Source organism: Sphingobium sp. RSMS (assembly GCF_005406185.4).
GTDB classification, from domain to species: Bacteria; Pseudomonadota; Alphaproteobacteria; order Sphingomonadales; family Sphingomonadaceae; genus Sphingobium; species Sphingobium fuliginis.
Genome location: NZ_CM191257.1, coordinates 313,221 through 335,529, shown reverse-complemented (window position 1 = coordinate 335,529; position 22,309 = coordinate 313,221). Strand labels below are relative to the sequence as shown.

23 protein-coding genes are annotated in these 22,309 nt (G+C 65.2%); 4 read left to right on the top strand and 19 right to left on the bottom strand.

Annotation, left to right across the window (positions count from 1 at the left end; all coding sequences use genetic code 11):
* Positions 1–56: 56 nt before the first annotated feature.
* The 5 genes from EGM87_RS01545 to EGM87_RS01525 all read right to left on the bottom strand — a co-directional run bounded on the left by EGM87_RS01545 (position 57) and on the right by EGM87_RS01525 (position 5,496).
* Positions 57–1,535 (bottom strand): M48 family metalloprotease, encoded by a 1,479-nt coding sequence (locus EGM87_RS01545; RefSeq protein WP_137709240.1) that lies wholly within the window; start codon positions 1,533–1,535, stop codon positions 57–59.
* 79 nt (positions 1,536–1,614) lie between these two features.
* The gene (locus EGM87_RS01540; protein ID WP_025547878.1) at positions 1,615–2,559 is read right to left on the bottom strand and encodes an acetyl-CoA carboxylase carboxyltransferase subunit alpha; all 945 of its coding nucleotides are present in this window, start codon (positions 2,557–2,559) and stop codon (positions 1,615–1,617) included.
* A gap of 11 nt (positions 2,560–2,570) precedes the next feature.
* Complete coding sequence (locus EGM87_RS01535) at positions 2,571–3,488, bottom strand: tyrosine recombinase (protein ID WP_048576144.1); 918 nt, start codon at positions 3,486–3,488, stop codon at positions 2,571–2,573.
* Entirely contained in the window at positions 3,488–5,302 is a 1,815-nt protein-coding gene (locus tag EGM87_RS01530; protein WP_137709241.1) for a hypothetical protein, read from the bottom strand. Before EGM87_RS01530 ends, EGM87_RS01535 begins: the two co-directional genes overlap by 1 nt.
* A gap of 5 nt (positions 5,303–5,307) precedes the next feature.
* Positions 5,308–5,496 carry a hypothetical protein gene (locus EGM87_RS01525; RefSeq protein WP_044661801.1) on the bottom strand — a complete coding sequence of 63 codons (189 nt, stop codon included), beginning with the start codon at positions 5,494–5,496 and terminating at the stop codon, positions 5,308–5,310.
* A 94-nt stretch (positions 5,497–5,590) separates the two neighbouring features.
* On the opposite strand from EGM87_RS01525, the gene EGM87_RS01520 reads away from it, so the two are divergent.
* Positions 5,591–6,139: a shikimate kinase gene (locus EGM87_RS01520; RefSeq protein WP_137709242.1), complete on the top strand. Its 549-nt coding sequence runs from the start codon at positions 5,591–5,593 to the stop codon at positions 6,137–6,139.
* Positions 6,130–7,242: a 3-dehydroquinate synthase gene (gene aroB, locus EGM87_RS01515; protein WP_140041446.1), complete on the top strand. Its 1,113-nt coding sequence runs from the start codon at positions 6,130–6,132 to the stop codon at positions 7,240–7,242. The genes EGM87_RS01520 and aroB overlap by 10 nt, the downstream gene beginning before the upstream one ends.
* A gap of 252 nt (positions 7,243–7,494) precedes the next feature.
* On the opposite strand, the gene rpmE is transcribed toward aroB, so the two are convergent.
* The 12 genes from rpmE to rpsB all read right to left on the bottom strand — a co-directional run bounded on the left by rpmE (position 7,495) and on the right by rpsB (position 18,934).
* Entirely contained in the window at positions 7,495–7,719 is a 225-nt protein-coding gene (rpmE, locus tag EGM87_RS01510) for a 50S ribosomal protein L31 (RefSeq protein ID WP_007687040.1), read from the bottom strand.
* 181 nt (positions 7,720–7,900) lie between these two features.
* Entirely contained in the window at positions 7,901–8,383 is a 483-nt protein-coding gene (gene fabZ / locus EGM87_RS01505) for a 3-hydroxyacyl-ACP dehydratase FabZ (RefSeq protein ID WP_025547869.1), read from the bottom strand.
* Between the two features lie 7 nt (positions 8,384–8,390).
* Positions 8,391–9,050 (bottom strand): OmpH/Skp family outer membrane protein, encoded by a 660-nt coding sequence (locus EGM87_RS01500; RefSeq protein ID WP_025547868.1) that lies wholly within the window; start codon positions 9,048–9,050, stop codon positions 8,391–8,393.
* A complete protein-coding gene (gene bamA / locus EGM87_RS01495; RefSeq protein WP_137709691.1) occupies positions 9,050–11,689 on the bottom strand; it encodes an outer membrane protein assembly factor BamA in 2,640 nt (879 codons plus the stop codon). Before bamA ends, EGM87_RS01500 begins: the two co-directional genes overlap by 1 nt.
* A 112-nt stretch (positions 11,690–11,801) precedes the next feature.
* The gene (gene rseP, locus EGM87_RS01490) at positions 11,802–12,935 is read right to left on the bottom strand and encodes an RIP metalloprotease RseP (protein WP_048576149.1); all 1,134 of its coding nucleotides are present in this window, start codon (positions 12,933–12,935) and stop codon (positions 11,802–11,804) included.
* A complete protein-coding gene (locus tag EGM87_RS01485) occupies positions 12,932–14,089 on the bottom strand; it encodes a 1-deoxy-D-xylulose-5-phosphate reductoisomerase (protein ID WP_025547862.1) in 1,158 nt (385 codons plus the stop codon). Before EGM87_RS01485 ends, rseP begins: the two co-directional genes overlap by 4 nt.
* Complete coding sequence (locus EGM87_RS01480; RefSeq protein WP_025547861.1) at positions 14,086–14,865, bottom strand: phosphatidate cytidylyltransferase; 780 nt, start codon at positions 14,863–14,865, stop codon at positions 14,086–14,088. The genes EGM87_RS01485 and EGM87_RS01480 overlap by 4 nt, the downstream gene beginning before the upstream one ends.
* A 5-nt stretch (positions 14,866–14,870) precedes the next feature.
* On the bottom strand, positions 14,871–15,647 hold the full coding sequence (locus EGM87_RS01475) for an isoprenyl transferase (protein ID WP_137709244.1): 777 nt from the start codon (positions 15,645–15,647) through the stop codon (positions 14,871–14,873).
* A gap of 43 nt (positions 15,648–15,690) precedes the next feature.
* Positions 15,691–16,248 (bottom strand): ribosome recycling factor, encoded by a 558-nt coding sequence (frr, locus tag EGM87_RS01470; RefSeq protein ID WP_025547858.1) that lies wholly within the window; start codon positions 16,246–16,248, stop codon positions 15,691–15,693.
* Between the two features lie 6 nt (positions 16,249–16,254).
* Positions 16,255–16,980, bottom strand: coding sequence for a UMP kinase (pyrH, locus tag EGM87_RS01465; protein WP_020821031.1), 726 nt, complete (start codon positions 16,978–16,980; stop codon positions 16,255–16,257).
* A gap of 170 nt (positions 16,981–17,150) precedes the next feature.
* On the bottom strand, positions 17,151–18,077 hold the full coding sequence (tsf, locus tag EGM87_RS01460; protein WP_044661795.1) for a translation elongation factor Ts: 927 nt from the start codon (positions 18,075–18,077) through the stop codon (positions 17,151–17,153).
* Positions 18,078–18,175: 98 nt separating this feature from the next.
* Positions 18,176–18,934, bottom strand: coding sequence for a 30S ribosomal protein S2 (gene rpsB, locus EGM87_RS01455; protein WP_025547855.1), 759 nt, complete (start codon positions 18,932–18,934; stop codon positions 18,176–18,178).
* Positions 18,935–19,106: 172 nt separating this feature from the next.
* On the opposite strand from rpsB, the gene EGM87_RS01450 reads away from it, so the two are divergent.
* A complete protein-coding gene (locus EGM87_RS01450; protein ID WP_253719109.1) occupies positions 19,107–19,409 on the top strand; it encodes a hypothetical protein in 303 nt (100 codons plus the stop codon).
* A 3-nt stretch (positions 19,410–19,412) separates the two neighbouring features.
* Here the strand turns inward: EGM87_RS01450 and EGM87_RS01445 are convergent, their stop codons facing one another.
* Positions 19,413–20,189, bottom strand: a complete 777-nt coding sequence (locus tag EGM87_RS01445) for a CDP-alcohol phosphatidyltransferase family protein (protein WP_025547851.1) — start codon at positions 20,187–20,189, stop codon at positions 19,413–19,415.
* On the bottom strand, positions 20,189–20,923 hold the full coding sequence (locus EGM87_RS01440) for a phosphatidylserine decarboxylase (RefSeq protein WP_137709245.1): 735 nt from the start codon (positions 20,921–20,923) through the stop codon (positions 20,189–20,191). The genes EGM87_RS01445 and EGM87_RS01440 overlap by 1 nt, the downstream gene beginning before the upstream one ends.
* 165 nt (positions 20,924–21,088) lie before the next feature.
* On the opposite strand from EGM87_RS01440, the gene EGM87_RS01435 reads away from it, so the two are divergent.
* Positions 21,089–22,309, top strand: a complete 1,221-nt coding sequence (locus tag EGM87_RS01435; protein ID WP_025547848.1) for an NADP-dependent isocitrate dehydrogenase — start codon at positions 21,089–21,091, stop codon at positions 22,307–22,309.

Here is a 22,309-nt window from a genome sequence, read left to right as displayed (position 1 = left end):
TAGTTTTAAAAAGGGCGACGGAAGCAATTCCGTCGCCCTTTTCATTGCGCCCAGCTTCACCAGGTCACGATCTTGACCCGCTGCCCGGGACGCAGCACGCTATTCGCCGTCAGGGCGTTGATCGTCAGGAACCGGTCCACCGGATAATCCGTATAGGCCATGCGCCTGGCCAGGGACTGGATGGTGTCGCCAGCCTTTACAGTCACGACATCGACCCGGCGAGGCTTGATCGCCGCCGCGTCCTGGGCCGAAAGACGTTGTACCGACTGCACCATGGTGGAAAAGGGACCGATCCCCTGCCCCGCCGCCGTCAGCAGCAGGAAATGATAGGCTTTCCCGCCGCCGAAATCATAAGCGAAAACCGTCGCATCCACCTGGCTGGACTGGGTGCTGGCGCGAACGGTGCGCCAGGCTGCGGGCAGGCCGTTGACGGTGGTGCGCCGCACCTCTCCGGCCGGAACGCCGCCATTGCCGTCGCCCAGCTTCGCGAACACCGAGTCGATATAGGCGGACAGATCGCCCGAATAGGGTGCGGCGCTGAACTGCGCCTGGCCGCCCGACCCCACGACGCTGACGGCGCTCGCGCCATTTTCCATGCCGAAGCCCGATGGCGCGGTGAAGCTGACCCGCAAATCGGGATGGCGGAAGCGGCTGCCCTCGATCACGCCCTGTTTCGGATCGTCGCCATAGAGAACGCCGTTGAGGGCGTTCAGGAACGCGTCCCGGTTGCGGACCGTGCTGGTCGAGCCGCTGCCGGCTGCATTGCGTGACGCGCGGCCAACGCGCGAGGCGGGGTCGGGATGGGTGCTTGCCCATTCCGGCACCGAACGGGAGCTGCCGGCGACCCGGGCATCCAGGCTGCTCTGCGCCGCGAGCGAGGCCAGCATGGATGACAGGGCCTTGGGATCGTAACCGCCCGACGCAAGATAGCGGATACCCAGATCGTCCGCCTCATATTCCTGGCTGCGCGAGAATTTGAGCGTCAGCAACTGGCTGCCTTGTCCAATCCCCTTCTGCAACATGCCGGTGAGCGCCGAATCGCCCAGCAGAGCGCCCGTCAGCACCTGCAACAGGGTACCGCCAATGGCGTTGCGCTGCGCCGCCTGCTGCCGCCTCTGGCCATGCTGCGCCGCGACATGGCCGATCTCATGACCGAGCACGCCGGCCAGCTCCGCCTCGTCGTTCATCAGCGCCATGAGCTGGCGCGTCACATAGACATAGCCGCCCGGAATGGCGAAGGCGTTGTTCACCGGCGAATTGAGCAGGGTGACGGTGAAGTCCCCCTGCGCATTGGACAGGCCGGACTGGACCGCGATGCGTCGGCCCACGCCCTCCACATATTTCGCCTGCGGCCCGGCATAGGCGCCGCCAAATTCGTTGAGGAGCTGGGGATGCTGCTTGGCGCCCGCTTCCTTTTCCTGCGGGCTGATCGACGAAACCGTACGAATCGCCCGCTGCTGGCCGTCTGCGGACGGCGCGGCCGTCAGGACGATCAGGCCCAGCCCGGCGAGAGCCAGAGATGATGTTCGTTTCACGGCGCCTCCTGCTACCCCTGTTACCTTCGCGTAACGAGCAATAGCAGGCGGATGTTCCCCGAAACAGAGGATCGCGCGGTCAGACGCCGATCGCCAGAAACTTGTCGGCGCGATCGGTACGCAGCGCATCGCCGCCAAGACCCGAGAGCGAATCCAGTTCCTCCCCGATCGCCGCGCCCAGATTGGCGATGGCCTGCACCGGCTCGCGATGGGCGCCGCCGACCGGCTCCGGCACGATCCGGTCGATGACGCCAAGCGCCTTCAGATGCTGCGCCGTCACCTGCATGGCGGTCGCGGCGTCGCTCGCCTTTTCCGCCGTGCGCCAGAGGATGGAGGCGCAACCTTCGGGAGAGATCACCGAATAGACGGCATGTTCGAACATCAGCACGCGATTGGCCGCCGCCAGCGCCACCGCACCGCCGGAGCCGCCCTCACCCACCACGGCGGCCACCATCGGCACGCCCAGCGCCAGGCATTGTTCCGTCGAACGGGCGATCGCCTCCGCCTGACCGCGCTCCTCCGCCTGCACGCCGGGGAAAGCGCCCGACGTATCGACCAGCGTCACCACCGGCAGGCCGAAACGGTCGGCCAGCTGCATCAGGCGGATCGCCTTGCGATAGCCCTCCGGCTTGGCCATGCCGAAATTATGGCGGACGCGGCTTGCGGTGTCGTCCCCCTTCTCATGGCCGATCACCACCACGCGCCGCTCGCCCAGCGTGGCGAAACCGCCGATGATCGCCTGATCGTCGGCAAAGGCGCGGTCGCCGGCCAGGGGCATGAAATTGTCGAACATGCCCGCGACATAATCCTTGAAATGCGGACGGTCGGGATGGCGGGCGACCTGCGTCTTCTGCCAGGGCGACAGCTTCGCATAGGTGTCGACCAGCATTTTGGAGGCGCGCTGCTCCAGCTTGTCGATCTCGCCGCTGATGTCGATGTCGCCCGCATTGGCGGTCGCGCGCAATTCGATGATGCGCGCTTCGAGTTCGGCAATCGGCTTTTCGAATTCGAGAAAACTAACCATGGCGCATGGCGTTAGGGCGCAGACGCTTCGCCGTCAACGCGCCGATGCGTCATGGAAGCCAGCGGATGGCGGCTGTTGACCAGTTCGACCAGCCTGCGGCTGTCGACATGGGTATAGATTTGCGTGGTGCCGATGTCGGCATGGCCCAGCATGGATTGCAGCGCGCGCAGGTCCGCCCCGCCTTCCAGCAAATGCGTGGCGAAGGCATGGCGCAGCACATGGGGGCTGACCCGATCCGGCGCGATGCCGGCAGCGGCGGCCAGCGCCTTCACCATCTGATAGAGTCGGATCCGGCTGACATGGCTCTTGCCCGACGGAAAGAGCCAGGGGCTGTCGGCCGGAACATGCGGCAGCCAGGCCGCCACGGCGGCGCGGGCGCGGTCTGAAATCGGCACCAGCCGCTCGCGCCCGCCCTTCCCCCTCAGGATCAGGAAGGGCCGGTCGGATGCCAGGGCGCGGCGCGGCAGCGACACCAGTTCCGTCGCCCGCAGCCCCGATCCGTAAAGCAGCTCGATCAGCGCGGACAGCCGCAGGTCCAGCGGCGCGGGATGCTCGACAGCCAGCTTCGCCGCGATCAGGGCGAACAGGGATTCGACCTCGCCCGTCGAAAGAATCTTGGGCAGCGGCCGGCGGGTGACGGGACGCGGCAGGGCAGCGGCAGGATTGTCGGCGCGCAGCCCCTCCTCCTCCAGAAAGGCGTAGAAGGCGCGCAGGGCGGAAGACTTGCGGGCGACGGAAGAGGCCGCCAGTTCCGCCCAGGCCGTCGCCAGTTCCGCCAGGCCATCCTTGGTGGCGACCGCCAGGCCGCCGACAAGGTCCGCCGCCCCCTGCAGGTCCGCGCGATAGGCCAGCAGCGTGTTGCGCGAGGCACCCCGTTCGGCCGCCATCATTTCCAGAAAGCGGTCGATAAGCGCGGCATCCTCTCCCATCAGAGCCGCGTCATCGCCTCCGCGGCGATCATCCGGGCTTCGGGGTCCAGCCCGACCCGATGCAGTGCCGCGACGATGTGGTAGAGGTGGAAGGCCGGGAGCCGGTTCCAGTCGGCCGTCTGCATGCCGACCGCCGCCAGCAGCGCGACGCTGCCCTTCTCGCCCCGGCCGGCCGCCGCATCGATGGCGCGCGACCAGCGGCTGGCGGCAGCCAGATCGAAACCATGATCCTGCGCCAGGGCCGCACCGTCCTGCGCATTGAGCCGCGACAGGCCCGCCAGCGCGGCGATCAGCATCTGCGCCTTGTGGGGATCGGCATCCTTGGCGAAGGAGGAAACCCGTCCCGACCCGATCTCCACCACCGCGCTCGGCGCACCGACCGCCAGCAAGGCCCAAAGGTCGGCCGCGCCGTCACCGTCCGCCTGCGCCGCAAGCCGCGACCATTGCGCCGCGCCGCGGTCATAACCGGCGGTGAACATGGCCGCGACCAGATTGGCGGCATCGCGCGCGCTCAGCTCCGAAACCGGCAGCGCCGCGGCCGCCCGCGCCGTCGCGATCAAGCCGACGAAATCCGGCCGCGCCTCATTCTGCCAAACTGTCCGCATCGCCTGGAGCCGCTCGTCCGTCCCCGATCCGGCATAGGCGGTGCGCAGCGCGTCCACCCGGTCGGCCGCATTGGCGGGCACGTCGCCGTCGGATTGCAACTGGCTGTAGAAGCCAACCAGCGCCTGCGAGGAAAAGACGCCGAGCCGCGCCGCCACCTCTGCGCCCGGCAGGCGACGAACGGCGGACAAGGCGGGCGCACGCGCTTCCCAGGCGCGGACATGGGGCCCGACCGTGGCATAGAGATCATCGGGTATCTCGACATTGAGCGCCGTCGCGAGGCCGAAACGCCAGGCCGTCAGCCGGTCCACCGCGTCCCATTCGATCTTCACCGACCTGCGGGCGTTGAATCCGGTGCCCACGACCTTTTCCGCCAGCCGATAGTCGATGCCGCGCACCACGCCCCGCCGTTGCGCCTGGTTGAGCGCCCCGCTGGCCGAACCCTGATCCCCTGAAAGCGCCGGGCATATGGCGCGCGTCATGTCCCAGCCCGGCTCCTTGCTGAACCGCAGCGCGCCCGCCGACAGCGGACACAGTCCCGCCGGATCGGCCGTCGCCAGATAGGTCTGCATGGCGATGGCATAGAGGCGGGGGGTGAACCGGTCGGAATCGACGCTCTGCACCAGCAGGCGGGCGCTGTCCGCCTCCCCCATGCGCAGCAGCAGCCAGGCGCGTTCGGCCACCCAATCGGCGCCGTCGATGTCGCGGGGCGTATCGGTCGCGGACAAGAGCGCCCGGCGCAGCAGGATCGACGCCCAGCGGGAGGTGATCGGCGCCCGCGTTTCCTTCATCAATGCAGCAAGGAACTGGCCCGACTGCGCGCCGAAGGCATTGGGAGCCAGCCCCCGCTGCTCCGGCGTCAGCGGCCCAACGCGATCGAGTGAGCGATGGGCGTTTTCCGGCAGGTCGTATTTCTGCTTTTCGGCGGCCAGCTCCTCCTCGCTCATCGGTTCCGCCGCATTGTCCCCGGCCTCGTCCGTGATGGCGAAGCTGGGCGGCACGATGGGCGTGGCGGGCGTGGAGCCGACAGGCGGCGCGGGCGTGCCCGGGGCGGGGCGCGGCGGCTGCGTGCCGGGTTGCGGCGTTTCGGGCGCATCGCCGAAGCCGGGCGGCAGGAGCGATTCGGGCGTCTCCTGCGCCACCACCGGCAGCGCCAGAGCGAGCGCAAGCGTGCCCAGCGCCCATTTCGCATTCACCCGCCGTTGCGCCATGCCGTTTACTGGCCCAGCTTTTCGGCGGGAATGACCTTTTCCACGCGGGCCTGCGGCTTTTCGCCGCCGCGCGACCAGAGCAGGGCGATAATCCCCGCCAGCACAAGGACCGCAATGATGGGGATGATCGGCAGGGACGTCTTGCGGCGCCGGGAGCTGCCCTCAAAACTGCTGTAGGAACGGTTGCGCTTCATGAGTCCTGTTCTGGCTGGCTATTCTGGCTGGGTCAAAGCTGAAGGAAAGTTGCGATTTGCCTTGTCGACGCGGGGATGTATAGCCCCGCTCGCCATGCAGCGAAACAGCAAATCCGCCAATGCGCAAGCGAAGCGCGGCCCCATCGTCCTGGTGGGCATGATGGGCGTGGGCAAATCGACCGTCGGGCGTCGGCTGGCGGCGCGGCTTGGCGTGAGCTTCGTCGATGCGGACGAGGAGATCGAAAAGGCCGCGGGCATGACGATCACCGAAATGTTCGAACGCTATGGCGAGGCCTATTTCCGCGATGGCGAACGGCGGGTCATCGCCCGGCTGATGGATGGGGAGCCCAAGGTCATCGCGACCGGCGGGGGCGCCTTCATGCAGGAAGAGACGCGGGCGCTGATCCTGGAGCATGCGCTGGCGATCTGGCTGAACGCCGACATCGACACGCTGGTCGACCGGGTGTCGCGGCGCGAGGGACGGCCGCTGCTGAAGGGCAAGGACCCGCGCGTCGTGCTGACCGAGCTGGCCGCGATCCGCAATCCGGTTTACGCACTCTGCCCCATTCATGTGAAAAGCGCCGCCGCGCCGCATGACGTGGCGGTCGACAGCATCATGGAGCAGCTTTCCCAATGGCCATAGTCCGCGTCGCGCTGGATTCGCGCAGCTACGACATTCTGATCGAACAGGGCGTGCTGGACCGGGCGGCAACGCATCTGGCAGGCTATGCGCGCCAGGGACGGCTGGTGGTGGTGACCGATCGGCATGTCGCCGCCGCGCAACTGCCCCGCCTGGAAGCGAGCCTGCGGGCCGCCAATGTGGCGGTAGAAGCGGTGGTCCTGCCACCGGGAGAGCAGACCAAGAGCTGGCGCCACCTTGAAGAACTGCTCGATGCGCTGCTGGCGCTGGAGATAGAGCGCGGCGACCATGTGGTGGCGCTCGGCGGCGGGGTGATCGGCGATCTGGTGGGCTTTGCCGCCTCGATCCTGAAACGCGGCTGCCATTTCATCCAGTTGCCCACGACATTGCTGGCGCAGGTGGACAGTTCCGTCGGCGGAAAGACCGCGATCAATGCGAAGGCCGGCAAGAATCTGGTCGGCAGCTTCTACCAGCCCTCGCTGGTGCTGATCGATCCCTCGACGCTCGACACGCTGCCGGCGCGGGAGACGCGGGCCGGTTATGCCGAGGTGGTGAAATATGGCCTGATCGACGATCCCGCCTTTTTCGCCTGGTGCGAGGCGGAAGGGCACAGGCTGCTGTCCGGCGACGTCCAGGCCCGCGAATATGCCATCGAACGCAGCGTGGCCGCCAAGGCGGCCATTGTTGCCGATGACGAGCGGGAGACATCCGGACGGCGGGCCTTGCTGAACCTTGGCCATACCTTCGGCCATGCGCTGGAGGCGGATACCGGCTTTTCGGATCTTCTGCTCCATGGCGAGGGCGTCGCGGCGGGGATGGCTCTTGCCTTCCGCTATTCGGCGCGGCGCGGCCTGTGCCCGGCGGAGGATGCGGAGCGGGTGACGGCGCATCTGAAAGCCGTCGGCCTGCCGCACGACCTCGCCAGCGCGCATGTGAAGGCGGACGGCGCGGCGCTGGTCGCGCATATGCTGCACGACAAGAAGATGGCGGCAGGCACCCTGCCCTTCCTGCTGGCGCGGGGAATCGGGCAGACCTTCCTGTCGAAGGATGTCGTGCTGGATGATGTCGCCGCGTTCCTGGACGAGGATCGCATGGCGGCGGGATGATGCCCGGGATGGCTGATAGGGATGGTCAGCCACCATTAAGCCCCTTCCCTTCAGGTTCAAACAAGGCATGTAACTCGTTTGAAGGGTGGGTATGGGAAGTGCCCATAGGCTGAGACTGCGCGTGAGGCACGCCCCTCTCCCCTTAAGGGGGGCAAGCGTCAATGTCCGCTTCTGGCGAAAACCCGCCTCTACCAGCCAAATAAAAAGGGCGCCCCAGGAGGCGCCCTTCCCTATCCTTCACTTGAAGGCCGATTACTTCTTCAGCGTCAGGCCGCCGAAGCGCTTGTTGAAGCGTGCCACCTGGCCGCCCTGCTCAAGCTGGCGGGTGCCGCCGGTCCAGGCCGGGTGCGACTTGGGATCGATGTCGAGCGCCAGCGTGTCGCCTTCCTTGCCCCAGGTCGAGCGGGTGCGGAACGTCGTGCCGTCGGTCATCTGGACGGTGATGAAGTGGTAATCGGGATGCGTATCGGCCTTCATGGGTCTGCTCCGTTCAGGGGCCGGTTTCCGACCGGCCATGGATGCGAAAATCTGCGAAGGCGCGCGGTTACATGGGAATGCGCGCAAAAGCAAGGGGAAGAACAGGCGGTTCCCTGTATCAGTCGACCCGTCATTCCGGCTGTGGAGGAAGTGGCAGGAAAGTCCGGATCACCGCCGCGTTTCAGTCCACCGGCGGGTCGGCAATCATAGCGACGAAACTGGCCTCGGCGCAGAGCTTGCCCTCGACCATCGCCTTGCCCGTGAACTTGCAGACGCGGCCGCGAATCTGGACCAGATCGACATGCAGGTCGAGCAGGCAGCCCGGTTCTACCGGATTGCGGAACTTCGCCCCGTCGATGCTCATGAAATAGACGAGCTTGCCCGAACCGCGAAGGTCCATGGTTTCGACCGTCAGCACGCCAGCGGCCTGCGCCATGGCTTCGACGATCAATACGCCGGGCATGATCGGCCGGCCGGGGAAATGCCCCTGGAAGAAATCCTCGTTGATCGACACCGCCTTGACCGCGTGAATCGTGCTGTTCGGCACGAGCGAAATCACGCGGTCGACGAGCAGCATCGGATAACGGTGCGGCAGCGCCGCCATCACCCCACGAATATCGATGGGGCCGATGGCGGCGGCAGCATTGTCAGACTGAACCGTCATCAAGCGATCAGCGCGAGGTCGGCTGCTGCGACGGATTGGCGGGAGCAGCGGCCGGAGCGGCAGCGGCCTGGCCCTGACGGCCCGGCTGCCAGCCGGCTGGCGGGGTGATGCCGACGCTGGGCACCAGCGCGTTGAGTTCGGTCACCACCGACTGGGTGATGTCGACGGTCGGCTGATAGGACACGGTCGCGTCAGGCGACAGGATCAGGTCGACCTTCGCCTTGGTCATCGCGGACTTCAGCGCATCCGACAGCTTGGCCGAAATCTGCTCCTCGACATAGGCGTTGGCGAGAGCGATCGGCTGACCCAGGCGCTGCAGTTCGGCCTGGCCGTCCTGACCGGCCTTCTGATAGGCCTCATATTGGGTCTGGATCGCCGGGGTCGGCTTGCCACCGGCTGCCTTCATCGCGGCTTCCAGGGCCGTGCCCTTGGCCTTGAGATCGGCGTCGATCGCATTCTTGCGTGCGGTAAAGCCGTCGATCTGCGCCTTGTAGGTGGTCTGGATCTGCGTGCGCGCGGTCGAATAGGCCGAGCTGGTGGCGACGGCGCGTTGCAGGTCGACGACGGCGATGCCGGTCTTCGACTGGGCAGCGGCCGGGACACTGGTCAGCGCCATGGCGGTCATCGGCGCGAGAACCAGCGCCGCAGCCTTGAAAATCGTCTTCATCAGAATTGAGTCCCTACGTTGAAGCTAATGAGCTGAGTGTCGTCCCCTGGTTCCTTGAGCAGGGCCTTGGCGATGTCGATGCGGAACGGCCCAAAGGGCGAGTTCCAGTTGACGCCGAAGCCCACGGCGACACGCGGTTTCAGCGTATCGCCCAGATATTCCTCCTCGAACGGTCCGATGATGAGGGTCTGGTTGGTCCCGCATGTGCCGGGAGTCCCCGCCTCGCTGCGCGAACCGGTCGTGTTGTCGGCGCAGATGCCGTTCGAATTCGTCGTGCGGGGATTGCGCAATCCGGCAACCGCACCGACGTCCGCGAAAATCGAGGGACGCAGGCCCATTTCACGCGCACCCGAGCCCAGCGGAATTTCCATCTCCGCCCGCGCCAGATAATAGACCTTGCCGCCCAAGGCGTCGTCGGAAACATTATTGTTCCCTTCGCCCCGCACATAGGTGGTATTGCCGCTCGAGTCGGTCTGCGACTGCAGGTAATAGCGCTTCACGCGCGGGCCGATGCCGCGAATATCGAAGCCGCGAATCTGCGGATTGCCCAGGAAGAAGCGATCAGTCAGGCGAACCTTGTCGACCAGCTCGTTCGAAGCGTCCCGGCGGTCGCCTTCAAGGCTGTGGATATAGCCGCCCTCCGCAGAGACGGAGAAGATGAACCCGCCGCCGACAGGCCAATATTTGGAGCCGTTCAACCGCGTGCGCACATATTTGACGCTGCCGCCCAGACCCGCGAAATCCTGGCTGAGAACGACATTATGGCCCCTTGTCGGACGAATGCGGTTGTCGCGGGTATCGTAGATCAGAGAATAGCCCAGCGACGACGTCGTCCGCTTGCCGATGGCGTCGCAAAGATAGCGTCCGGCCAGCAGCGGATCGCACTGAAGTCCCAGCGGACCTGCGCCATCGGGATCGGAGTAGTAGGTATCCTTGTCGAGCGTCACGTCGTCCAGATTCAACGTGTAACGCAGGGCCAGCGACATATATTCCGTGATCGGCACGCCGGCGCGAAGCTGGAAGCCGGTCGTCGTCTGTTCATAGGTCGTGTCGCGGTCGTTATTGTTCAGATAACGGAAGCTGTTGAGGTCGCGGCGATAGATGTCGCCGCCCAGCGCGATATTCTTGTCCATGAAATAGGGCTCGGTGAAGCCCACTTCCACCGACTTGGAATAAGCCGAATAATTGACGCTGGTGCGCAGTTCCTGGCCCTTGCCGCGGAAGTTGCGCTGGGTGATCGACGCCGCGACGATGAAACGCTCCAGCGAGGAGAAGCCGGCCGAAAGCGACAATTCGCCGGTCGATTTTTCCTGCACATTGGTTTCCAGGACGATGCGGTCCGGCGCGGAACCCGGCTTCTGCTCGATGTCCAGCTTTTCCTGGAAGAAGCCCAGCGAATTGATGCGGTCCTTCGACCGCTTGACCAGGAAGCTGTTGAACGCATCGCCCTCCGCCAGGCGGAATTCGCGGCGCACGACCTTGTCCTGGGTCAGCGTGTTGCCGTTGATGTCGACCCGCTCGACATAGACGCGCGGCGCATTGGCGATGCGGAAGTCGATCCCCATCGTCAGCGTGTCCTTGTCGCGCTGGAAGTCCGGCTGGACGTCCGCGAAGGCATAGCCGAACAGGCCCGCCGTTTCGCTCAGCGTGTCGACCGTATCCTCGACCTGCTTGGCGTTGTACCAGTCGCCCTTCTTCATCGGCAGCATCTTGGTCAGCGAATCGCCGGACAGGTCGCGAATGTCGCTGTTGACCTTCACATCACCGAATTTGTAGCGCTGCCCTTCCTCGACCACATAGGTGATGATGAAGTCCTGCTTGTCCGGCGTCAGTTCCGCCACGGCGGAGATCACGCGGAAATCGGCATAGCCTTCGGTCAGGTAGAACTGGCGCAGCTTCTGCTGGTCATAGGCCAGACGATCCGGATCGTAGCTGGTGCCCGACGAGAAGATGCGGAACCAGCGCGATTGCTTGGTCACCATCTGGCTGCGCAGTTCGCCGTCCTTGAACTTCTCATTGCCGATGATGTTGATCTGGCGGACCTTGGATTTCGGCCCCTCGGAAATTTCGAAGACGATGTCGACGCGGTTCTGGTCAAGCTGCACCATCTTCGGTTCGACCGTGGCGGCGAAGCGGCCCTGCCGGCGATACAGCTCGATGATGCGGGCCACGTCGGCGCGCACTTTCGAGCGGGTGTAGATCTGGCGCGGAGCCAGTTTTATTTCGGGACGTATCTTGTCTTCCTTGAGGCGCTTATTACCTTCAAGGACGATGCGGTTGATGACCGGGTTTTCCTTAACCTCGACGGTCAGCGCGCCATTGTCGTTGCGAATCTGGACGTCGGCGAACAGCTCCGTCTCGTAAAGGTCGCGCAGCGCCTGGTCGAGCGATTCCTGGGTGAAGGGCTGGCCGATCCGCAGCTTGGTGTAGGACAGCACCGTATCCGGCTCCAGGCGCTGCTGGCCAGTGACGGAGATGGTGCGGATGGTTCCGGCCGCTGGCGCGACTGCCGGAACGGGCGCAGGCGCGGCAGCCGGCGGGGCATTTTGAGCCATCGCCGGGATCGCAGACATGCCCGCGATCATCGTCGTCGCCAACAGGGCCACGACGACCGGGCGCTGCCTGTTGCTGCTCATCATCGCTGTCACCCGCTCCACCTTCTACAAAAAAGCAACATGTCGTTCACGCCGGACCCATTCCGTTCACATCCGGAAAGACGGCGCCAAATCGCGTCCTCCTGCCCGATACGGCTCAGCCGATCAAGCCGGACAGACGATCCCAGAGGCCGAAAGAGGATAAATCGTTGAATGTTACCAGCACCATCATCGCCAGCAGGACCGCCAGGCCCGAGCGATAGGCCCATTCCTGCACCTGCGGACTGACCGGTCGCCGCTGTATCGCCTCCACCCCGTAGAACAGCAGATGCCCGCCATCCAGCATCGGGATTGGCAAGAGGTTGATGAACCCCAAGTTAATCGAGATGAGCGCCATGAAGAAGACGAAACTCTCCACCCCCAGCGTCGCCGCCTGACCGGAAACCTCCGCGATCTTGAGCGGGCCGCCCAGTTCCTTGACCGATCGGCCGCCCCCCACGATCTGGCCCAGCGTCTCCACCATGGTGCGGATGATCTGCCCCGTCCGCTCCACGGCGACGACCGGCGCGCGGGCCAGGCTGACGGGCTCGATCACCGGCTCACCCGGCGCGATGCCCAGCCGTCCGATGCGGAACTTGTTGCCGAAGCCGTCATCTTCCTCGACCGCGCCGACCTTGCCCTGCTTCTCGAACAGCTTGCCCCGGCGGTCGATCACGATGGTGACGGGTTCGCCGGGGCGGATCTGCGCGAACAGGCGAATATCGTCGAAGGTCGTCATTTCCCGCCCGTTGAGCGAGACGATGCGGTCGCCCGCGACGATGCCAGCCGCCGCTGCCGCGCTGCCGGGCTGCACCTGCCCGGCGACCGCGGGGGTACGGCTCTCGCCATGGACGAAGGCGAAGGTTGCAAGGATCGCCATGGCGAAGAGGAAGTTGATCGCCGGCCCGGCCGCGACGATGGCCGCCCGCTGCCATAGCGGCTTGGCAGGGAAGCTCTCGGCCCGTTCGGCGGCGGGCATTTCCAGCCAGCTGGGATCGGTCAGGCTCGCCGCGTTCATGTCGCCCTTGAAACGCACATAGCCGCCCAGCGGCAGCGCCCCCAGGCGCCAGCGGGTGCCGCGCCTGTCCACCCAGGCCGCGATTTCCGGGCCGAATCCGATGGAAAAGGCCTCCGCCTTCACCCCGCACCAGCGGCCCACCAGATAATGGCCCAGCTCATGCACGAAGACGAGCGGTCCGATGACCGCCACAAATGCGACTACGGTCAACAGGAAACCGGGATTCTGGATCAAGCGGTCAATCTTTCCATCACTTGTGCAGCCATATTACGCGCCTGCGCATCCGCTTCCAGCACATCGTCGATCTGGCGGGGCACAGGCGCGCTATAGCGGTTCAGGACATCCTCCACAATCATGGCGATATCAAGGAAGCCTATGGCGCCTTTGAGGAAGGCGGCGACGGCGACCTCATTGGCAGCGTTCAATATGGCGGGCGCGGCGCCGCCCGCCTCCGCCGCCTGCCGGGTCAGCCGCAGCGCGGGGAAGCGATGCTCATCCGGCGCCTCGAAATCCAGGCGGCCGATCCGGGCGAGGTCCAGCGGCTGGCAAGGGGTGGCGATCCGATCGGGCCAGGCCAGCGCATGGGCGATGGGGATGCGCATATCGGGCGAGCCAAGCTGCGCCAGGGTTGAGCGGTCGCGATATTCGACCATGGAGTGGATGACCGATTGCGGATGGACGAGGATCTCGATCCGGTCGAGCCCGACTGGGAAGAGATGCGCCGCCTCTATCAGTTCCAGCCCCTTGTTCATCATCGTCGCGCTGTCGACGCTGATCTTCGCGCCCATGGACCAGTTGGGATGGGCGACGGCCTGCGCGGGGGTGATGCCGCGCATCTCCTCCCGGCTGCGGGTGCGGAAGGGGCCGCCGCTCGCGGTCAGGGTGATCCTTGCGACATCTTCCATGCGACTGCCCGCAAGGCACTGGAATATGGCATTATGTTCGCTGTCGACCGGCAGCAGCGTCGCGCCCGACGCACCGACCGCGTCCATCATCAGCGCGCCCGCCGACACCAGCGATTCCTTGTTGGCGAGCGCGACCGTGCCACCCGCCTTCAACGCCGCCATGGTCGGACGCAGCCCCGCGCAACCGACGATGGCGGCCATGCTCCAGTCCGCGCCTGCACCGGCCACGTCGACCAACGCGCCTTGGCCGGCCGCCGCCTCCGTCCCGGAACCGCGCAGCGCATCCTTCAGCGCGTCATAGCGCGTCTCGTCCCCGATCACCGCGATCGCGGCATTGCTCTGCCGCGCGGCGGCGGCCAGACCCGCCACATCGCCATGCGCGGTCAGCGCAACGACGCTATAGCTGTCCGGATCGCGCTGGATCAGGTCCAGCGTGGACATGCCGACCGATCCGGTCGCGCCGAAGATCGACACCTTCTTCATGGCAATTGCACCAGGATCATATAGCAGATCGCGGCCAGCGGCGCGGCGGCGACCACCCCGTCCAACCGATCCATCACCCCACCATGGCCGGGCAGCAGCGTACCGCTATCCTTCACCCCTGCACGGCGCTTCATCCAGCTTTCCAACAGGTCGCCCAGCTGCGCGGCGACCGCCAGCAGGCCGCTTGCCGCGGCAAGCTGAACCGGCAGGTCCGCGAACCGGTAGAGCAGGAAACCCACGGTCAGCGCCGCCAGCACGCCACCGCCAAGGCCGGCCCAGGTCTTGGACGGGCTGACGCGCGGAGCCAGCTTCGGCCCGCCAATGGAGCGGCCGGCGAAATAAGCGCCGATGTCGGTCGCCCAAACGAGGCCCAGCGCCCAGAGGGTCAGCAGCAACCCCTGAAGATTGGGCGCCTGTTCGCGCAGGAAAAGCAGCGCCATCACCGGCACGACGATATAGGGCACGCCCAGCGCCAACTTGACCGACCGGCCCACCAGCGCGACGAAGAAGAAGGCGGCCGCCATCAATGTGAAGGCGAGCCAGGACACGCCGGCCGCCGCCGGGCAAAGGATCGCCAGCGGCACCGAGACGGCGAACATCGCCAGCTTGCGGTTCTCCGGCGTGGCTCCGGTCAGGTCGCCCCACTCCCCCTGCATCAGCACGCCCGCCACGGACAGCAGCATCCAGAAAAGGAAGCCGCCCGAAAACAGGGCCGCCAACGCTACGAGGATGAGCACGACGCCGACGATGGCGCGGGTGCGAAGCTCGCTCGACATGCCTGTCACAGCCCGCCGAAACGGCGGTCCCTCAGGCGGAAAGCGTCCAGTGCGGCAGCCAGCGCCCGCCCGTCGAAATCCGGCCACAGCATGTCGGTGAAATAAAGCTCCGCATAGGCGGCCTGCCATAGCATGAAATTACTGAGCCGCTGCTCGCCCGAGGTGCGGATCATCAGGTCGAGCGGCGGCAGGTCTGCAGTGTAGAGCGCCGCATCCACATCGGCGAGGCCGATCTCCTCCGCCGCGATCTCGCCGGCGGCCACGCGGCGCGCCAGCGTCTGCGCCATGCGCACCAGCTCGTCCTGCGCGCCATAGTTGAGCGCTATGGCGATGATCGGCCCGCTATTCCCCGCAGTCCGCGCCACCGCATTGTCGATCAGCGCCACCAGCGCAGGATCGAGTGCCCGATAATTGCCGATGATGCGCAGCCGCACGCCATTGGCATGGAATTCGTCAAGGTCGGACTGGATGAAATGACGCAGCAGGCCCATCAGGTCCGCCACTTCGCCGGCCGGACGCTTCCAGTTTTCCGAGGAAAAGGCGTAGAGCGTCAGGCATTCCAGACCCAGTTCCCGCGCGGCGCGGGCGACGCGGCGCACCGCCTCCACCCCTGCGCGATGGCCGGCGATGCGGGGCAGGAAGCGCTTCTTCGCCCAGCGTCCATTGCCGTCCATGATGATGGCGACGTGACGAGGCATGGCCGTTCCTGGCGGAACATCCTTGGGACGCGCGTCATGGGCTGGCGCGCCGCTGGTCAGATCGGTTTTGGCTTGGGTGGCCATCAGACAGGAATGCGTGCTTTGGCCGCGAAAGGAAAGCCCCGGATCACTGACCGAGAATTTCCTTTTCCTTCGCCGCAGCCGCCGCGTCGATGTCCGCGATGGTGCTGTCGGTCAGCTTCTGGACTTCGGTTTCCTTGCGCTTGCGCTCGTCCTCGCTGATCTCGCCCTTCTTCTCGTCGGTCTTCAGGCTGTCCATGCCGTCGCGGCGGACATTGCGGACGGCGATCCGGGCGCCCTCGGCATATTTGCTGGCGAGCTTGGCGAGTTCCTTGCGGCGCTCCTCGGTCAGGTCGGGGATCGGCAGGCGCAGCGTCTGGCCGTCGACGATGGGGTTAAGGCCCAGCCCCGCCGAACGGATCGCCTTGTCCACCGGGCCGACATTGCTCTTGTCCCACACCTGCACGGAAAGCATGCGCGGTTCGGGCGCGGAAACGGTCGCGACCTGATTAAGCGGCATATGCGCGCCATAGACCTCGACCGTCACCGGATCGAGAAGCTGGATATTGGCGCGGCCCGTGCGCAGGCCCGACAGATCGCCTTTCAGCGATTCCAGGGCACCCGCCATGCGGCGTTCGAGGTCGGCCTTGTCATATTGAGCCATTTTGTTTCAGCGCTCCTGATTTTGCACGATCGTCGCCACACCGTCCCCGGCCAGCACCTTGGCCAGATTGCCGGTTTCGCGGATGTTGAACACGACGATGGGGATATTGTTTTCGCGGCAAAGGGCAATGGCGCTCGCGTCCATGACCTTCAGATTGTCGTTCAGCACCTGGTCGAAGCTGATCGCTTCATAGCGGGCCGCATCCGGCACCTTCTTGGGATCGGCATTGTAGATGCCGTCGACGCTGGTCCCCTTGAACAGGGCGTCGCAATCCATTTCGGCCGCCCGCAGCGCCGCCGTGGTGTCCGTGGTGAAGAAGGGGCTGCCGGTGCCCGCCGCGAAGATGACGATCCGTCCCTTCTCCATATGCCGCACCGCCTTGCGCCGGATATAGGGTTCGCAGACCGACGCCATCGGAATGGCGGACTGGACGCGCGTGTCGTAGCCCAGCTTCTCCAGCGCATTCTGCACGGCGAGCGCGTTCATGACGGTGGCCAGCATGCCCATATAGTCGGCGCTCGCCCGGTCGAAACCCTTGGCGGCGCCCGCCAGGCCCCGGAAGATATTGCCGCCGCCAACGACGACGCACAGTTCGAACCCCGCATCCTTCGCCGCCGCGATCTCGCCCGCGACGCGGTTCACCGTCTCCGGCTCGATGCCGAACTGCCCCTGCCCCATCAGCACTTCGCCCGAAAGTTTCAGCAGGATGCGCTTGAAGGCTGGGCGAGACATGCGGGGCAATATTCCTTTTATGATCGGGCAAGGAAATGGCGCGCACCTTAAGCAGCGCGCGCCATGTTGTGAAGCGGGGTTTTGGAAACCCCGAACTTCCTTAGCGCCCGCTTCCGGCTTGTCGAGAAGCCTGAGCCTCCCGACACCGCCGAAGCGAACGAACTATCGGATCAGACGCCTGCGGCCGCGGCCACTTCGGCGGCGAAGTCGCTCGTTTCCTTCTCGATGCCTTCACCGAGCTGGAAGCGGACATAGTTCTTCAGCGTGATCGATGCGCCGGCATCCTTCGCCGCCTTCGCGACGACATCGGCAACCGGGGTCTTGTTGTCCATCACGAAGAGCTGGCTGAGCAGGGCCTGCTCCTTGGCGAACTTGGCGACGGCGCCGTCGACCATCTTGGCGACGATCTCGGCAGGCTTGCCCGATTCGGCGGCTTTTTCAGCGGCGATGGCGCGCTCGCGCTCCAGCAGGGCCGGATCGATGTCGGCGGCCGACAGCGCCAGCGGGAAGGCAGCGGCGATGTGCATCGCGATCTGCTTGCCCAGCGGCTCCAGGACGTCGGCGGGCGCATCGCCTTCCAGCGCAACCAGCACGCCGATCTTGCCCAGGCCCGGAGCGGCCGCATTATGGACATAGGGAACGACCACGCCCTGGTTCACCTCGACCTGGCCGACGCGGCGCAGGGTCTGGTTCTCGCCGATGGTGGCGATGTTGGCGACCAGCTTCTCGGCGACCGTGCCGCCCGAGGGATAGGCCGCGTTCGACAGCGCCTCGGCATCGGCCACGCCGTTCTCCAGCGCGATGACCGACACGGTGCGGACGAAATCCTGGAACTGGTCGTTCTTGGCGACGAAGTCGGTTTCGCTGTTCACTTCGACGGCCACGCCCTTGGTGCCGGCGACGGCGACGCCGACCAGGCCTTCGGCGGCGGTGCGGCTCGACTTCTTCTGCGCGGCTGCCAGACCCTTGGCGCGCAGCCAGTCGGTCGCCGCTTCGATGTCGCCATTGGCTTCGGTGAGCGCCTTCTTGCAATCCATCATGCCCGCGCCCGAACGGTCGCGCAGTTCCTTGACGGCAGCAGCGGTAATCTCGGCCATGTTTCGGCTCCTAAAGTTCAATGTTTCAGAAAAACGGCAGGGCGCGTTCCAGTGGAGCGCGCCCTAGCCTGTCAATTTTGCAGTTCGAAGACCGCGTCTCAGGCCTGAGCGACGACCTCTTCGGCCTCGGGCTCGTCCAGAGCGCCCAGGTCGACGCCCGAAGCCTGCTGCGCACCGCGGTTGCCCTTGGTGGCGGCGGCGGCGACGGCGTCGCAGTAAAGGCGGATCGCGCGGCTGGCGTCATCGTTCGCCGGAACCGGGAACGCGATGCCGTCGGGCGAGACGTTCGAATCGAGGATCGCAACGACCGGGATGCCCAGCGTGTTGGCTTCCTTGATCGCCAGTTCTTCCTTGTTGGCGTCGATCACGAACATGACGTCGGGGATGCCGTTCATGTCGCGGATGCCGCCCAGCGACAGTTCCAGCTTCTCGCGCTCACGGGTCATCTGGAGGACTTCCTTCTTGGTGAAGCCGTGGGTGTCGCCCGACAGCTTCTCTTCCAGGGTCTTCAGACGCTTGATCGAACCCGAAATGGTCTTCCAGTTGGTGAGCATGCCGCCCAGCCAGCGATGGTTGACGAAATGCTGGCCCGACTTGCGGGCGGCTTCGGCGATTGGGTCCTGCGCCTGGCGCTTGGTGCCGACGAACAGCACCTTGCCACCGGCGGCGACGGTCGCCGACACGAAGTCCAGCGCGCGGCCGAACAGCGGCACGGTCTGCGACAGGTCGAGAATGTGGATGCCGTTGCGCTCACCGAAGATGTACGGCTTCATGCGCGGGTTCCAGCGGTGGGTCTGGTGGCCGAAATGCGCGCCGGCCTCGATCAATTGATGCATGGTGACGACAGGAGCCGCCATAATATTTCTCCTTCCGGTTACACCTCTGGGAATCAGGAACTGGGCGTCACGCACAGCACCGGATATGTCGATTCCCATGTGGAATGGGCGCGCCTTTAACGGCGTCGGAATATCAATGCAAGGGGCTTGACTCTCCATTCCGGATGGAACATAAGGAGAACATCGGGAACAAATGGCGGATTCACGCCGTTTGCCTGCCTATAGTGAACCAAGCCGTGCAAATGGCAAGACAGAAAGTGAGCTGCATATGTTCGCACTGGTCGCAGCACTTGTTTTCATCGGATCCTTCCTGCTGGCCGCAGGCACCATTATCGGCATGTTCCTGGCCTATCATGACAAGATGGTCGCGGCGCTGACGTTCGACCCCATTCCGCAGGAAACGCCGGTCTATCGCCTGCGCATCAGCCGGCGACGCGCGTCACCTTCTGCACGGCAGGCCGCGCCGGCTTTTGCGGCGGCGGTCCTGGCCGCCTGAGGATTACGCTTCCTCGCCCGCCCGCTGGCGGCGCACCTTGGCATAGGACATCATGCCGAAGGGGATGAGCGCAAGGTAGAAGGCGCACAACACCAGCAGCGTCAGCCAAGGATCGGTGATCAGCAGCGCCGCCAGCAGGCCCGCCAGCGCGATCGCCTCCAGCCGGATGCGTTTGCGCAGGCGCAGCGCCGACCAGCTATAGGTCGCGATGTTGGAGATCATCAGGAAAGCCGTGAAGGCGGTCCAGGGCGCCACGACATACCATTCCCGAAAAAGCGGCTCGCCCGTCACCAGCCAGAGATAGAGCGGCACGAAGGCCAGCCCCGCACCTGCCGGAGCCGGCACGCCGGTCAGGAAACCGGCGGATTTGTGCGGCTGAACATCGGCGTCGATATTCGCATTGAACCGCGCCAGCCGCAGCGCGCAGGACAGCGCATGGGCGAGCGCGAAAATCCAGCCGAATTTCGGCATGGCGTTCAGCGACCAGAGATAGAGCACCAGCGCCGGCGCCACGCCAAAGGCAATGGAGTCCGACAAGGAGTCGAGTTCGGCCCCGAAACGACTCTCCCCCCGCAACAACCGCGCGATGCGCCCGTCCAGCCCATCCAGCACCCCGGCGATGAGGATGGAGAGCACCGCCCTCTCCCACTCGCCCGATATGCCGTAGCGCACGCCGGTCAGGCCGAAGCACAGGGCCATTGCGGTCACGGCGTTGGGCGCCACCATCCGCAGGGTGATCCCCCGGCGCAATCCGCGCGGGATGGCGCGCCGCTGCCGCATTATTGCTGAATCCCCGAAATCACGCGCATGTCACCGATCTGGCCCAGGATCGTCTCACCCGCGACGGTGCGCTGCCCCAGCACCACGCGCGGCGCGGTGCCGGCGGGCAGATAGACGTCGACCCGGCTGCCGAAACGGATGAGGCCGATGCGCTGTCCGGCCGCGACCATGTCGCCCGGCTTCACGAAGGGCACGATCCGCCGCGCCACCAATCCGGCGATCTGGGTGAAGCCGATGCGCACGCCGTCATGCCGCTCCACCAATATATGCTGGCGCTCATTATCCTCGCTCGCCTTGTCGAGATCGGCGTTCAGGAACTTGCCCGAAATATAGACCACCGACTTCACCGTCCCGCCGATCGGCGTGCGGTTGATGTGGACGTCGAACACGCTCATGAAGATCGACACGCGGATCATGGGCTGGTCGCCCAGCCCATCCGCCCCTGCCATCTCGCGGGGGGGCGGCACCCGCTGGATCAGCGTCACCAGCCCATCGGCGGGGGCGACGATGGCCCGCTCATCCTGCGGCACCGCGCGCACCGGATCGCGGAAGAACGCCAGCACCCAGACGGTCACCATCACCATCAGCCAGCCGAGGATTTCCCAGCCGACCAGGAACAGCAGCGCGGTGATGGCCGCCGCGATCAGGCCGAATTTCACGCCCTCCGGATGCACGGAGGGGAAGCGCCATTTCACATTGCCGCCCAGTGCGACCGTCAGTTCGTCATTTTCCATGGGCACCGTCTTTAAGGACAGACACTTGCAGTGACAACGTCCGATACCGTCGCAGGAGCCATGAAATGTTCCAATCCTGCAAAGGGCATTGGACGGTTGAACATTGCCGTCGCTTTGCCTAGGGCGGTCGCAAATTCCACCCGAACGAGAAGGCGAACAGGCGCTATGGCTAAGATCAAGGTGAAAAACCCCGTCGTGGAGATCGATGGCGATGAAATGACGCGGATCATATGGCAGTGGATCCGTGAGCGCCTGATTCTCCCCTATCTGGACATCGATCTTAAATATTACGATCTGGGCGTCGAGAAGCGCGACGAGACCAACGACCAGATCACCATCGATTCCGCCAACGCGATCAAGGAACATGGCGTCGGCGTGAAGTGCGCCACCATCACCCCGGACGAAGCCCGCGTCGAGGAATTCGGCCTGAAGGAAATGTGGAAGTCGCCCAACGGCACGATCCGCAACATCCTGGGCGGCGTGGTGTTCCGCGAACCCATCGTCATCCGCAACGTGCCGCGTCTGGTCCCCGGCTGGACCGACCCCATCGTCATCGGCCGCCACGCCTTCGGCGACCAGTATCGCGCCACCGACTTCCTCGTCCCCGGCCCCGGCAAGCTGCGCATGGTGTGGGACGGCGCCAATGGCGAGAAGATCGAGAAGGACGTCTTCAACTTCCCCAGCTCCGGCGTCGCCATGGGCATGTACAATCTGGACGACTCGATCCGCGATTTCGCCCGCGCCAGCATGAACTACGCGCTGGGCCGCGGCTGGCCGCTGTACCTCTCGACCAAGAACACCATTCTCAAGGCCTATGACGGCCGCTTCAAGGACCTGTTCCAGGAAGTGTTCGACAATGAATTCGCCGACGAGTTCAAGAAGGTGGGCGCCGTCTACGAACATCGCCTGATCGACGACATGGTCGCCTCCGCCCTCAAGTGGAGCGGCAAGTTCGTCTGGGCCTGCAAGAATTACGATGGCGACGTCCAGTCGGACACCGTGGCGCAGGGGTTCGGCTCGCTGGGTCTCATGACCTCCGTGCTGCTGTCGCCCGACGGCAAGACCGTCGAGGCCGAAGCCGCGCACGGCACCGTCACCCGCCACTATCGCCAGCATCAACAGGGCAAGGCGACCTCGACCAATCCGATCGCCTCGATCTTCGCCTGGACCCAGGGCCTTTCCTATCGCGGCAAGTTCGACGAAACGCCGGAAGTCACCAAGTTCGCGGAAACGCTGGAAAAGGTCTGCATCGAAACGGTCGAGGGCGGCGCGATGACCAAGGATCTCGCCCTGCTGATCGGTCCGGAACAGGCGTGGATGACCACCGAGCAGTTCTTCGAGGCGATCCGCGTGAACCTGGAAGAAGCCATGGGCAAGTGGCAATAA

Excerpts from the sequence above, each read along its gene's own strand:
- fabZ (WP_025547869.1), bottom strand. The coding sequence starts at position 8,383 with ATGACGGTTCAGTCTGACAATGCTGCCGCCGCCATCGGCCCCATCGAT.
- EGM87_RS01535 (WP_048576144.1), bottom strand. The coding sequence starts at position 3,488 with ATGGGAGAGGATGCCGCGCTTATCGACCGCTTTCTGGAAATGATGGCG.
- frr (WP_025547858.1), bottom strand. The coding sequence starts at position 16,248 with ATGGCTCAATATGACAAGGCCGACCTCGAACGCCGCATGGCGGGTGCC.
- rpsB (WP_025547855.1), bottom strand. The coding sequence starts at position 18,934 with ATGGCGGCTCCTGTCGTCACCATGCATCAATTGATCGAGGCCGGCGCG.
- EGM87_RS01435 (WP_025547848.1), top strand. The coding sequence starts at position 21,089 with ATGGCTAAGATCAAGGTGAAAAACCCCGTCGTGGAGATCGATGGCGAT.
- pyrH (WP_020821031.1), bottom strand. The coding sequence starts at position 16,980 with ATGTCTCGCCCAGCCTTCAAGCGCATCCTGCTGAAACTTTCGGGCGAA.
- EGM87_RS01450 (WP_253719109.1), top strand. The coding sequence starts at position 19,107 with ATGGCGGATTCACGCCGTTTGCCTGCCTATAGTGAACCAAGCCGTGCA.
- EGM87_RS01475 (WP_137709244.1), bottom strand. The coding sequence starts at position 15,647 with ATGGCCACCCAAGCCAAAACCGATCTGACCAGCGGCGCGCCAGCCCAT.
- EGM87_RS01480 (WP_025547861.1), bottom strand. The coding sequence starts at position 14,865 with ATGTCGAGCGAGCTTCGCACCCGCGCCATCGTCGGCGTCGTGCTCATC.
- aroB (WP_140041446.1), top strand. The coding sequence starts at position 6,130 with ATGGCCATAGTCCGCGTCGCGCTGGATTCGCGCAGCTACGACATTCTG.
- EGM87_RS01440 (WP_137709245.1), bottom strand. The coding sequence starts at position 20,923 with ATGGAAAATGACGAACTGACGGTCGCACTGGGCGGCAATGTGAAATGG.
- EGM87_RS01540 (WP_025547878.1), bottom strand. The coding sequence starts at position 2,559 with ATGGTTAGTTTTCTCGAATTCGAAAAGCCGATTGCCGAACTCGAAGCG.
- EGM87_RS01485 (WP_025547862.1), bottom strand. The coding sequence starts at position 14,089 with ATGAAGAAGGTGTCGATCTTCGGCGCGACCGGATCGGTCGGCATGTCC.
- tsf (WP_044661795.1), bottom strand. The coding sequence starts at position 18,077 with ATGGCCGAGATTACCGCTGCTGCCGTCAAGGAACTGCGCGACCGTTCG.
- EGM87_RS01525 (WP_044661801.1), bottom strand. The coding sequence starts at position 5,496 with ATGAAGCGCAACCGTTCCTACAGCAGTTTTGAGGGCAGCTCCCGGCGC.
- rpmE (WP_007687040.1), bottom strand. The coding sequence starts at position 7,719 with ATGAAGGCCGATACGCATCCCGATTACCACTTCATCACCGTCCAGATG.
- EGM87_RS01500 (WP_025547868.1), bottom strand. The coding sequence starts at position 9,050 with ATGAAGACGATTTTCAAGGCTGCGGCGCTGGTTCTCGCGCCGATGACC.
- bamA (WP_137709691.1), bottom strand. The coding sequence starts at position 11,689 with ATGATGAGCAGCAACAGGCAGCGCCCGGTCGTCGTGGCCCTGTTGGCG.
- EGM87_RS01520 (WP_137709242.1), top strand. The coding sequence starts at position 5,591 with ATGCAGCGAAACAGCAAATCCGCCAATGCGCAAGCGAAGCGCGGCCCC.
- EGM87_RS01530 (WP_137709241.1), bottom strand. The coding sequence starts at position 5,302 with ATGGCGCAACGGCGGGTGAATGCGAAATGGGCGCTGGGCACGCTTGCG.
- EGM87_RS01445 (WP_025547851.1), bottom strand. The coding sequence starts at position 20,189 with ATGCGGCAGCGGCGCGCCATCCCGCGCGGATTGCGCCGGGGGATCACC.